Source organism: Bacillus sp. C30 (genome assembly GCF_040838255.1).
In the GTDB taxonomy this organism is placed as follows: domain Bacteria; phylum Bacillota; class Bacilli; order Bacillales; family Bacillaceae_G; genus Bacillus_A; species Bacillus_A mycoides.
Window position 1 is genome coordinate 1 of record NZ_JBFPJH010000090.1, and the last position, 12,197, is coordinate 12,197.

Here is a 12,197-nt window from a genome sequence, read left to right on the forward strand (position 1 = left end):
ATATATATTACTGAAAATAGTTCTCATTATCGTTGACAATGAGAATTAAGTTGAAATACACTTACAACGTATCATTATACATTGAAGGGGAAACGCTGCATGTTATTAAAAACAAATCAAGCAAAATGGATTGGATTATTTGTTGGAATCGTTGCAGTCGTTATTTGTATTTGGGGAAGTATTATTTTCGGATATACAAATACGAGCTGGAAATTAGCTTTAGATGCTTTTTTCCATTTTAATGGTTCAAATGAGCATATTATTATTCAAAATGTGCGTCTACCAAGGGCGTTAATTGCAGCAAGTGTTGGTGCTAGTTTAGCCATTGCGGGTTGTTTGATGCAAACTTTAACAAAGAATCCGCTTGCTTCTCCAGATTTTATTGGATTAAATTCAGGCGCTGCGTTCTTTATAGTTGTAGCAATTGTACTCTTTTCCGTGACATCATTATCAGCTTTTACATGGATTGCCTTTTTAGGAGCGGCAGTTGCAGCAGTACTTGTATTTGCCTCTAGTTCTTTAGGAAAAGAAGGGACAACGCCTCTTAAGTTAACATTAGCAGGTGTAGCGATAAGCGCTTTATTTTCATCATTAACACAAGGGTTACTTGTATTAAATGAAAAAGCATTTGAAGAAGTGTTATTTTGGCTTGCCGGATCTGTGCAAGGAAGAAAGTTAGAGATTTTACAATCAGTATTCCCGTATTTATTAATAGGCTGGATTGCATCTTTTATGATGGCAGGGAAAGTAAATACATTAATGATGGGGGAAGATGTCGCAAAGGGGCTCGGACAACGAACGATTTTAATGAAATCATTCGTGTTACTTATTATTGTACTGTTGTCTGGTGGTTCAGTTGCGGTTGCTGGTCCAATTGGATTTATTGGCATCGTTACTCCTCATTTCGCAAGAGCTCTTGTTGGGGTAGATCACAGATGGAGAGTACCCTATAGCGGATTGTTAGGTGCAATACTATTACTCTTAGCTGATATAGCAGCTAGATATGTCATTATGCCACAAGAAGTACCAGTAGGGGTTATGACAGCATTTATCGGGGCCCCATTCTTTATTTATATTGCACGTAAGAGAGGGCTTAGCAAATGAAGAAGTATATTCCGTTTCGTATAGGAAAAGGTGGGCTCTCGTTTTTAATGTATAAACGAGCTGTTCTAGTCTTGTTTAGTTTACTAGTTGTTTTAATAGGATTATTTTTTGCGAGTGCAGGTATGGGAGATATGAAAATTGCTCCTTATGATGTATGGCAAGCGATTACGGGAAATGGCGATGCGATGTCAAATATGGTTGTAAATAAATTTCGTATGCCGCGTATTTTAATTGCCATCCTTGTAGGAATCGCACTTGCTGTAGCGGGCTGTATTTTACAAGGGCTCGTTCGAAATCCACTGGCTTCTCCTGATATCATCGGGATTACGGGCGGGGCAAGTGTTGCAGTTGTACTATTTTTAGCTATATTTAGTGATAAAAATAATGCGCTAACAGTAAGCATTCATTATATGCCATTAGCAGCTTTTGCTGGGGCAACAATTGTAGCGTTTTTTGTATATTTATTTGCCTGGAAAAATGATGGATTATCACCGATTAGTCTTGTTTTAATTGGTGTTGGATTTTGGGCATTAACGAAAGCAGCAACAACTTTATTTATGTTGTTAGCACCAATTTATCAAGCAAGTCAAGCGAATGTATGGATCACAGGTACTGTTTACGGTTCTTCATGGCAAAATGTTATGGTACTTGCGCCGTGGGTTCTCATTTTAACGACAATATCATTTATCGCTGCGAGACATTTAAATGCACAAGAGCTAGGGGATGATATAGCAGTGGGACTTGGTGTTCCTTTAACGAAGTCGCGTGTATTTATGTTGTTACTTAGTACAGCTTTAATTGGCGGGGCAGTTGCCTTTGCAGGAGGGATTGGATTTGTTGGTTTAATGGCACCTCATATTTCGCGAAGATTAGTTGGCTCTTTCTACGGTGCATTGCTCCCAGTTGCGGCGATTATCGGTGCAATTCTAGTACTCGCTGCAGATTTAATTGGGCGTACAGTTTTCACGCCACTTGAAATTCCAGCAGGGGTATTTACATCAGCAATTGGTGCACCTTATTTTATTTATTTACTTTATAAAAGTCGGAATTCATAAAGGGAGATGAATATGCAAAAAGCATTGGAGACGAAACGCTTGACGCTGTCGTATGGTGAAACGATTATTATTGATGAGCTGAATTTAGAAATTCCAAAAGGGGAAATTACAATCTTCATCGGTTCTAACGGTTGTGGGAAATCAACTTTATTACGTTCACTAGCTAGATTATTAAAGCCAACAACCGGTGACATTTTGTTAGATAATCAAGCAATTCAAAGTATGCAAACGAAGCAAATCGCTCGTCAAATGGCGATTTTACCGCAAGGGCCACAAGCACCGGAAGGACTTACGGTATTACAACTTGTAAAGCAAGGACGTTATCCATATCAAACATGGCTGAAGCAATGGTCCGAAAAAGATGAGGAAATGGTACAAAAAGCGCTTGCTGCAACGGGTATGACAGAATTTGCTGAGCGTGATGTTCATGCCCTTTCAGGTGGACAACGTCAACGTGCTTGGATTGCAATGACCCTTGCACAAGATACAGATATTATTTTGCTTGATGAGCCGACTACATATTTAGATATGACGCACCAAATTGAAGTGTTAGATTTATTATTCGAATTAAATGAAACAGAGCAAAGAACGATTGTTATGGTATTGCACGATTTAAATTTGGCATGTCGTTATGCAGACAACATTGTAGCTATTCAAGATAAACAAATATATGCGCAAGGTAAACCAGAAGAAGTTATTGACCAGAAGTTAGTTCGGGATGTATTCCGTATGGAGTGTCAAATAAGCGCTGATCCGTTATTTGGGACACCGCTCTGTATCCCGCATGGAAGAGGAAGACGTGTACTTAAAGAGGCTGTTCAGGCGATGAGATAACGAAAAAAGACGATGAGGATTCATCGTCTTTTTTATTTTTGGCAAGAAAATAATAGAAAAAGGGGAATACGTAAACGTCGTTCATATTCTTCTTCATCTTGAAAACAGTTTCGATTTGGTGTAGCTTCTTTTAAGCTTGTAATCGTAAATCCGGCTTGTTGTAATAATGTAAAATATTCTTCCGTAGTCCGGTGATATTTAATAACTTCTTGATCAATCCATGGCTCAACTCGTTTTCCTGTTTCGAAATAATCATCGACGAGCCAACTAGTTCTTTTACCACTCGTTTGCAAGCTTTCAAATGAAGAGGTAATAACGGGATGTTGAACGCTAAAGGTGAAGGTTCCGTTTGTTTTTAAAGTTTGAAACACATTTTGAAAAATGATATCAAGGTGTTCAATATAATGTAAGGCGAGTCTAGATGTTACTAAATCAAAAGTAGAAGGAGGGTATGTGTAGTCTTTGAGGTTTAAAAAATGAACGGTGCCATTTTTATTTTCTAGTTGTTTTTTAGCTTTTTCATACATAAGCTCGGAGCCTTCAATACCAGTGTAAGAGTGGCATCCATGTTCTAATAATTCTTCGCCGAATTTAGCATCACCACAACCTAAATCGAGGATTTGTTTTCCTGTTACATTGCCAATGAGCTGAAAGAATGCTGGTTTTTCAAGGGATTCGTTTGGACTATTTTCTCGATATCTTCGCTGCATATATTGCTCTAAAAACGATTCGTTATTATATACATCAGATTCAGTAAATGCCATTTTAAAAGCCTCCTAAATATTTTTTGAATTCTATCAAATTTGAAAAGTAAATGATAGATTTCTTGTAATGAATCATTTATAATCTAAAATTGTAAGCGGTTTCTTTAAGCTATTTTTCTATAATAAATTCTGAAAACGTGTTAAGCTAGTAGAGGGATTATTAGAACTATTAAGATAATAATCCGCTTACATGAACGATGGGAGGCTTCACGATGTCTAGTAAAACACTTGCAAACTTTTTAGAAGAAAATTTAGAGGATTTAAAATCAAAGGGGCTTTATAACGTAATTGATCCGCTTGAAAGTCCAAATGGACCGATTATTACAATTGGCGGAAAAGAATATATTAACTTATCTTCAAACAACTACCTTGGATTAGCGACTGATAATCGCTTACAAGAAGCAGCAATTGGTGCAATTCATAAGTACGGTGTTGGAGCAGGAGCTGTTCGTACAATTAACGGTACTTTAGATTTGCATATTAAATTAGAAGAAACAATTGCAAAGTTTAAACATACAGAAGCAGCAATTGCTTATCAATCAGGATTTAACTGTAATATGGCAGCGATTTCAGCTGTTATGGATAAAAATGATGCGATTCTTTCAGATGAATTAAACCATGCATCTATTATTGATGGTAGTCGTCTATCAAGAGCGAAAATCATCGTTTATAAGCATTCTGATATGGAAGATTTACGCAAAAAAGCAATCGAGGCAAAAGAATCAGGTCTTTATAATAAATTAATGGTTATTACAGACGGTGTTTTCTCAATGGATGGAGATATTGCAAAATTACCAGAGATTGTTGAAATTGCAGAAGAGCTGGATTTAATGACATATGTAGATGATGCACACGGTTCAGGTGTACTTGGCAAAGGTGCAGGTACTGTAAAACATTTCGGCCTTTCTGATAAAGTTGATTTCCAAATTGGTACATTATCAAAAGCAATTGGGGTAATTGGTGGATATGTAGCTGGGAAACAAAACTTAATCGATTGGTTAAAAGTGCGTTCACGTCCATTCTTATTCTCAACAGCTTTAACACCAGCTGATGCAGCTGCTTGTATGAGATCAATTGAAATTCTAATGGAAAGCACAGAGTTACACGATCGTTTATGGGAAAATGGTCGCTATTTAAAACAAGGGTTAAAAGAACTTGGCTTTAACATTGGAGAAAGTGAAACACCAATTACACCTTGTATTATTGGTGATGAAGTATTAACACAAGAATTTAGTAAACGTCTAAATGAAGAAGGTGTTTACGCAAAATCTATCGTATTCCCAACCGTAGCAAAAGGAATGGGACGCGTTCGTAATATGCCTACAGCAGCTCATACGAAAGAAATGCTAGATGAAGCAATTCGTAAGTATGAAAAAGTAGGGAAAGAAATGGGTATCATTTAAGTAACGACATCTTTTGAATAGCTTGCAAATGGGGAGTGGGAAAAATGAAAAAAATTCTAGTAACCGGTTCTTTAGGGCAAATTGGTTCTGAACTAGTAATGAAACTTCGTGATGTATACGGCGCATCAAATGTTATTGCAACAGATATTCGTGAAACAGACAGTGAAGTAGTAACGTCTGGTCCATTTGAAACGTTAGATGTAACGGATGGACAAAAATTACATGATATTGCAAAGCGTAATGAAGTAGATACAATTATTCATTTAGCGGCTTTACTTTCAGCAACTGCAGAAAAAAATCCGTTATTTGCTTGGAATTTAAATATGGGCGGACTTGTAAATGCATTAGAAGCAGCACGTGAATTAAACTGTAAGTTTTTCACGCCAAGTTCTATCGGTGCATTTGGTCCATCAACGCCAAAAGATAATACACCACAAGATACAATTCAGCGTCCTACTACGATGTATGGGGTAAACAAAGTAGCAGGAGAATTATTATGTGATTATTATCATCAAAAGTTTGGCGTTGATACGCGCGGTGTACGTTTCCCAGGCTTAATTTCTTACGTAGCTCCTCCAGGAGGCGGAACAACTGACTATGCAGTTGAAATTTATTATGAGGCGATTAAAAAAGGTACATACACCTCATACATTGCAGAAGGAACATACATGGACATGATGTATATGCCAGATGCTTTACAAGCAATCATCTCATTAATGGAAGCTGATCCAAATAAACTAGTTCATAGAAATGCGTTTAACATTACAGCAATGAGCTTTGAACCAGAGCAAATTGCAGCATCAATCCGTAAACACATTCCGAACTTTACAATGGATTACGCAGTAGATCCAGCTCGTCAAACAATCGCTGATAGCTGGCCGAACTCTATTGATGCAACAGCAGCAATGAAAGAGTGGGGCTTTAAGGCAGAATATGATTTAGACAGAATGACAACTGATATGCTGGCTAAGTTAAAAAAAAAGCTCGCATCTGAGTTAGTAATGAATTAATAGGAAGGGTCGATTCTTAGGAATCGACCCTTTTATTTATATTTTTAAGAATATACAAAAAATTACAAGCGTGATAGAATGAGTTAATTTGTACATAAAGGGGAGAGATAAAATGGAGAAATGGGAGTTAGCAAAGGAAATTTACAATACGTCACGTTTAACGGGAACATTTAAGCTTCGATCAGGACAAGTATCAAATCAATACTTTGATAAGTACTTATTTGAATCTAACCCAGTACTGTTATTAGAAATTGCCAAACAATTAAAAGAGCTCATTCCTCCTGAGACAGAAGTACTTGCAGGTTTAGAAATGGGAGGAATTCCAGTAGCGACAGCATTATCTTTACAAACAGGTATACCTGTTGTATTTGTAAGAAAAGAAGCGAAGAAGTACGGTACATGTAAGTTAGCAGAAGGCGTTGATATTACTGGGAAAAATGTTTGTGTGGTTGAAGATGTTATCACGACAGGCGGTCAAATATTATTAAGCACGAAAGATTTGAGAGAATTAGGTGCGAATGTGACCCATGTTCTAGGTGTTATTGAGCGTACAAAAGAAGGAAGAGAAAACTTATTAGAAGATGGCTTACAGCTACATTCTTTATTTACAATGGATGAGTTAATTGAAGGAGAAAAGCAACATGCAAAGAGTTGATGTTGTATATGCATTAATACACGATAGCGAAAAAGATAAAATATTAATGGTATATAATATAGAACAAAACGTTTGGTCATTGCCAGGCGGGGCTGTTGAAAAAGGTGAAATATTAGAGGAAGCACTAGTAAGAGAAGTGAAAGAAGAGACAGGTTTAACTGCCGCATTCAGTGGACTTGTCGCATTAAATGAGAAGTTTTTTGAAGAGAAAGGACATCATGCATTATTTTTTACATTCCGAGCAAATGTAGTAACAGGTGAACTTCGTGCAGAAGATGAAGGAGAAATTTCCGCAATCGAGTGGGTAGATAGAAAAATCGCGAATGAGCGATTCCCATACTATGATGGAGGGTTCGAATTATTATTAGAAGTTTCCATTCCATACAAGTTTCAACCAGAAACAAAGTAAGTTAACGAAGAAAAACAGGAGCCTCGTGGCTCCTGTTTTTCTATTCAATCGTCTTCAGTAATAGTTTCTTCAACAATGGTTTAATCTTCAGGCGTAAATCTTCAGCATGATTTGCAACTAAGAAGTGATGGTTATAAATGTTTTTCATTAGTTGATAAGTCGCTTCTTTCGCTTCGCCTTCTTCGATAAAGATGCCGATTACTTCCATACCACTTTTACGAGCAAGTTTGACTGCTTCGTGCGTATCTAAAATTCCGTCTTGTTGATAGTCTAGTGCAGAAGGTTCACCGTCTGTAAAGACAAGTAAGAATTTATGTTTTTCTGGTCTTTTCGCAAGCTTTTCGGAAACGATACGAATAATATATCCATCACGATTATCTTCTTCTTCGCGAAGTTGCATAATTTCTGGACCGACGTTTGGTAACGTTGAGTTTTTATACGTAACAACTTCATGGATAACATTTGGTTTATCTTCAGGTTTAGCACTAGAAGCATCTTCCCAAAATCCACTAATAGCGTGCGGGATTTTTAACGATTTTAAAGCTTCATGGAATAGCACAACACTCTTTTTCGTTTCTTCCATTTTGTTATACATAGAGCCAGAGCAATCAACTAATAGTTGGAATGCAACGTCAAGTTCTTGAGATTCTTGTCCTTTTTTATAAAACATACGCGGTTGTTTTTCTGTATAAATACGAAGGAATTTCTTACGAAGCCTTCCGTAGTATTTATCACTGTTTGCATTCGTTTTATTTTCAATTGTTTTTTCGATAATTTTCTTTAATTCTTTTACATCTTTATTAACGACTGATTTGATGGCTTGATAATCTTTTTTCTCATCAGGATTTGATTTACGGGCTTCTTTAAATGTATGAGAGGCACCGACATTATACTTACCGTATGCACCCTCGTTTTGACTAGAAGCGTGAGACGCTCTTGCTTCTTCTGTATCAGCACCATCAAAGTTGGATTGTGTACTTTTTTGAGAAGTACCTTGTACAGAACCAAGTGCTTGGTCACCATCTTCTGATTCGCGAGCAGTATCACCCATCATGTTTGTTTTTGTTCCACTTTCTAATTCAAAGCGTAAAAAATTCTCGTTTTCATTGTTTTTATTTTCACGGTGCCATGTCGAGAAGCTTTCATCCATTTTGTTTTTATTATCATCGTCATCTATGAGTTGCGTATCATCATTTGCTAATTTTTCAGCACGACTGTCTTTCTCATCTGCAATAACAGATAAATAAAGCGGGGCATGTCCGAAATAATTATTAAGCATATCACTTTCAAGAAGTCCTTCTAAGCGATAGCGAATTTTCTCAACGATATACATAATATCTTCCGTATTACGAGCTTGGAATGTTTCATGCAAAATTGATTCAATTTGCTCGAAATATTCATTATTAAACATTTCATATTTATCACTCGTTAATGAAAGATAGCATAGACAAAATAGACGATCACCGTGATAGTTACGAACACGATTTATTTCATTTTGTGAGCCAAAGTAATTGCGGTACATTTCTTTTCGGCGTTTAAAAATATGTTTTGTGCCAGGACGTAAATTTTTGACGATTTCCTCAACACGTAAATCTTCTAATAGAACAAATAATTGTGTTAAAAACTTTTTTAGAGGCGATTCTTGTAATTCAATCGCATAAGAACGAATTAAAGTCATGTCCGAGTAATGTTTATTACCAAGTGCCTTTAAGAACACTTCGCTTTTTAATCCGATTACTGTATCCTCTTCTTTTCGATCATCCCAAAAGTGACTAATGACAACCTTTTTTTCAATTTCGTCGTAGTATGCTTTATAGCCATACTCAAGATAGGCATCGTCTTCTTTTAGAAGAGCATACATTAAGTTTTCCATTTGTAGAAACAGCGACGCATCAATTTTTTTGTCACTAAAAATTTGTCTCATGAATTATCCCTCAAAGAAATAACTTTCTGCTAATTCACGGACAGTCATTTGTTCTGTTTCATCGTTTAATTTTGCGATAATACTACGTTCAATTGCACGCATAACAGGAATATATACACCTAAATCACATGCATCGATAATGCCACGAATACTAGCCGCTTCTTCACTTACGCGTCCATCACGAGCTAAAGGCATAAGATCGCTTGCGAATGCAACAAACTTTTCAATTGTTGCAACATCATTTAATTTTGATTCGGATAGTAATAGCTCTTTTAATGTATCACCTTGAATGTAAGGAACTTCAATAATAACGAAACGGTTTTTTAACGCTTCGTTTAGTTCACTTGTCCCAACATAACCTTCGTTAATCGCAGCAATTACGCGATATTCGTCATCACCGTATACAACCTCTTGTGTAAATGGGTTTGTAATCATTTTACGGTAATCTAACGCACCATGAAGAAGTGGTAACGTTTCAGGTTTTGCCATATTGATTTCATCAATATAAAGGAAATGACCGTTTTTCATTGCCTTCATAAGAGGACCGTTAACGAACGTAACTTCAGATGCGCCGTCTTTCGTTTGTAATGTGTTGTATCCTAAAATACCTTCCACATCTAAATCGACAGAACAGTTAATGCTATGCATTGGTTTTTGGAATAAAGAAGAAAGAGTTTCTGCTAGTACGGTTTTACCACTACCAGTTGGCCCTTTTAATAGAATGTTTTTACCAAGTAAAAGTGCTGTAATGGCATCTTCAATAATGCTGTTATCAGATGCTTTATATATTTTCTTGCCAATTAAATGTGCATTTTCACCAGCTTCTTGTTTATTCTTTTCGTGAATTGTAGAAAGCTGCTGTTTTAAATCAGAATGTATATGAAATTGTTCTAACATGTATTTCCCACCTAACATTATTTTCATAAAGTAATACATCTTATGATAACTTGTTTTAATATGGTATGCAAAGAAAAGGAGAAGGGGGAAATATAAAAGAAAAAGCAATCAATATCACATTGATTGCTTATAGTAAAGGAGAAATGAGTCGCATAAAGGACTCTAATATTCTTTTTTTGATACTTCTTTTTTGGAACGAGTTCCATTTAATTTCAGTGGAGTGTTTAAAGTCTTCTTCAAAATCATGTTTAATATCATGAACGGTTTCTGATTCATATAGTACGCTAATAATTTCATAATTCAATTCAAAGCTACGTACATCCATATTTGCTGTTCCGATTGTTGCAATTTTATCGTCAACGAGTACAATCTTTGCGTGCATAAATCCATCTTTATAACTGTAAATAGAAGCACCAGCTTTTAAAAGTGGAGTGAAATAGGATTGAGATGCTTGATCGCTAATAATACTATCACTTTTACCTGGATATAAAATACGTACATCTATGCCGGATATTGCACTTAAGCGTAATAATGTTAAAGTTTCTTGATCCGGAATAAAGTATGGTGTAGCGATCCAAATAGATTTTTTGGCTGAGCCCATAACAGCTAGTAATGTATTACGAATACTTTTATCATCTGAGCTTGGTCCACTTGCTACAATTTGCACCGCGCCTTCTGCATCCGGAATTTCTTTTCCTGGGAAGTATTGTCTATTCATAAATTGATCCCAAGAATAAGTATTCAATCCACTAGACGCATAAAGCCAATCTTCTAGAAAGATGGCTTGTAATTTATACAATGCTTTTCCTTCTATTTTTAAATGACTATCACGCCAAACAGGGAATTTTTTTGAGCGACCAAGATATTCATCACCGACGTTGAGCCCTCCGGTAAAACCAATTTCTCCATCTACAATGACGATTTTACGGTGATTACGATAATTAACTGTCTCGAGTAACCAAGCTGAAAAAATAGGGTCAAATTCGACAATTTCAATTCCAGCTTTTTTCATAGGTTGTAAAAATCGTCGTCTTAACGTATTACTTCCGAGTCCATCATAAAGGAAGCGTACAATAACACCATCTTTTGCTTTTTGTATTAAAGCATCGCGTACTTTTTTACCAATCTCATCAGATTTATAAATATAGTATTGAATATGTATGTGATGTTTTGCATTCTCGATTGCGTTCAAAATTTCTGAAAAGGTTTGATCACCGTTTGTTAAAAGTTTTGTTGTCGTTCTATCTGCGGCAGGCCCGCCTCCGAATTTTTGTACGACTTCTGTTAAATGTATAGAACGTTCATGTAATGGGACTGTGAGTGATAATTCTAGTCGTCTTCCTTCTAATATTTCGCGGAATAATTTTCTTTGTTCTTCTGAACGATGAAGATGTTTTTTTCTTCTCCAACGGCTACGCCCGAAAATAGAGTATAAAAGCACACCTACAACAGGGAGAAGTGCTAATACTAAAAACCATGCTAAGGTGCTTTGGGGGGATCTATTTTCGATAAAAATAACGAATGAAATTCCTACGATTGTGATGGACCATAGAGCACCAACAAACGTATATAACGAAATAACCGATGTATTTAATAGGAAAAGAACGATAGATACGATTGTAAATATTAATAATAATTGAACGATAGGTTTCTTCATTTCTATAAAATTCCTCTAATCTTTCTTCAATATAGACTTCGTATATAAAAGGTGTAATCTAACATTCTTATTATAAAGTGTTTTGTTTTTTTTACAAAATATAGACATTTGTCCTATACTTTCCGCATTTGTCCTACATACAGTATATTGTTACGTTGTTATCCCGCTATTTGCTGGTTAATGATCAGTGTAGGAGGGACAAAAACCTTGCCTCTTATATAGGAAAGGGAATGAGGTTTCTTTCCTGGATTTGTAGCAGGTGCATTATGAAGCCCAGGATATGGTTATCCATATTACGCGAATTCTTCTTATTAAGGTGAGGAAATGGAAAGGAGAGGGAAATAATGAATTATATAGAAAATAACGGATTGTATTATCGTCATAATCATGGAGGGCACCATCATAATGGCGGACATAATCACCATGGTGGGCACAATCATTATGATCATCATCATCATCATCACGGTGGTGGATGGGGCTGGGGT

The 12,197-nt window shown here is 36.2% G+C and carries 11 protein-coding genes and 1 pseudogene; 8 read left to right on the plus strand and 4 right to left on the minus strand.

The window, feature by feature from the left end:
* Nucleotides 1-99 precede the first annotated feature (99 nt).
* Genes AB3X49_RS11115 through fpuD form a run of 3 tightly spaced genes read left to right on the plus strand, consistent with a single transcriptional unit; the run spans nucleotide 100 to nucleotide 2,993 of the window.
* On the plus strand, nucleotides 100-1,104 hold the full coding sequence (locus tag AB3X49_RS11115; protein ID WP_367962065.1) for a FecCD family ABC transporter permease: 1,005 nt from the start codon (nucleotides 100-102) through the stop codon (nucleotides 1,102-1,104).
* The gene (locus AB3X49_RS11120; RefSeq protein ID WP_002090997.1) at nucleotides 1,101-2,159 is read left to right on the plus strand and encodes a FecCD family ABC transporter permease; all 1,059 of its coding nucleotides are present in this window, start codon (nucleotides 1,101-1,103) and stop codon (nucleotides 2,157-2,159) included. Before AB3X49_RS11115 ends, AB3X49_RS11120 begins: the two co-directional genes overlap by 4 nt.
* Before the next feature lie 12 nt (nucleotides 2,160-2,171).
* Nucleotides 2,172-2,993, plus strand: coding sequence for a petrobactin ABC transporter ATP-binding protein FpuD (fpuD, locus tag AB3X49_RS11125; RefSeq protein ID WP_002167083.1), 822 nt, complete (start codon nucleotides 2,172-2,174; stop codon nucleotides 2,991-2,993).
* Between the two features lie 32 nt (nucleotides 2,994-3,025).
* Here the strand turns inward: fpuD and AB3X49_RS11130 are convergent, their stop codons facing one another.
* A complete protein-coding gene (locus tag AB3X49_RS11130; protein ID WP_002090994.1) occupies nucleotides 3,026-3,757 on the minus strand; it encodes a class I SAM-dependent methyltransferase in 732 nt (243 codons plus the stop codon).
* A 212-nt stretch (nucleotides 3,758-3,969) separates the two neighbouring features.
* Here AB3X49_RS11130 and AB3X49_RS11135 point away from each other — a divergent pair, with 212 nt between their 5' ends.
* The 4 genes from AB3X49_RS11135 (at nucleotide 3,970) to AB3X49_RS11150 (ending at nucleotide 7,234) form a co-directional block, all read left to right on the plus strand.
* Nucleotides 3,970-5,160, plus strand: a complete 1,191-nt coding sequence (locus AB3X49_RS11135) for a glycine C-acetyltransferase (protein ID WP_000095918.1) — start codon at nucleotides 3,970-3,972, stop codon at nucleotides 5,158-5,160.
* A 44-nt stretch (nucleotides 5,161-5,204) separates the two neighbouring features.
* Nucleotides 5,205-6,170: an L-threonine 3-dehydrogenase gene (locus AB3X49_RS11140; RefSeq protein WP_002125175.1), complete on the plus strand. Its 966-nt coding sequence runs from the start codon at nucleotides 5,205-5,207 to the stop codon at nucleotides 6,168-6,170.
* 112 nt (nucleotides 6,171-6,282) lie between these two features.
* Entirely contained in the window at nucleotides 6,283-6,825 is a 543-nt protein-coding gene (gene pyrE, locus AB3X49_RS11145) for an orotate phosphoribosyltransferase (RefSeq protein ID WP_367962070.1), read from the plus strand.
* Nucleotides 6,812-7,234, plus strand: coding sequence for an NUDIX hydrolase (locus tag AB3X49_RS11150; RefSeq protein WP_367962073.1), 423 nt, complete (start codon nucleotides 6,812-6,814; stop codon nucleotides 7,232-7,234). The genes pyrE and AB3X49_RS11150 overlap by 14 nt, the downstream gene beginning before the upstream one ends.
* A 40-nt stretch (nucleotides 7,235-7,274) precedes the next feature.
* Here AB3X49_RS11150 and AB3X49_RS11155 read toward each other — a convergent pair whose 3' ends face one another.
* From AB3X49_RS11155 to AB3X49_RS11165, 3 genes are all read right to left on the minus strand, one after another.
* The gene (locus AB3X49_RS11155) at nucleotides 7,275-9,158 is read right to left on the minus strand and encodes a vWA domain-containing protein (RefSeq protein ID WP_367962075.1); all 1,884 of its coding nucleotides are present in this window, start codon (nucleotides 9,156-9,158) and stop codon (nucleotides 7,275-7,277) included.
* A gap of 3 nt (nucleotides 9,159-9,161) precedes the next feature.
* Entirely contained in the window at nucleotides 9,162-10,055 is an 894-nt protein-coding gene (locus AB3X49_RS11160) for an ATP-binding protein (RefSeq protein ID WP_000892986.1), read from the minus strand.
* 127 nt (nucleotides 10,056-10,182) lie between these two features.
* Entirely contained in the window at nucleotides 10,183-11,712 is a 1,530-nt protein-coding gene (locus AB3X49_RS11165) for a cardiolipin synthase (RefSeq protein ID WP_367962077.1), read from the minus strand.
* A gap of 344 nt (nucleotides 11,713-12,056) precedes the next feature.
* Here AB3X49_RS11165 and AB3X49_RS11170 point away from each other — a divergent pair.
* Nucleotides 12,057-12,197 (plus strand): annotated as a pseudogene (locus AB3X49_RS11170) (cobalt transporter); the annotation flags it as partial.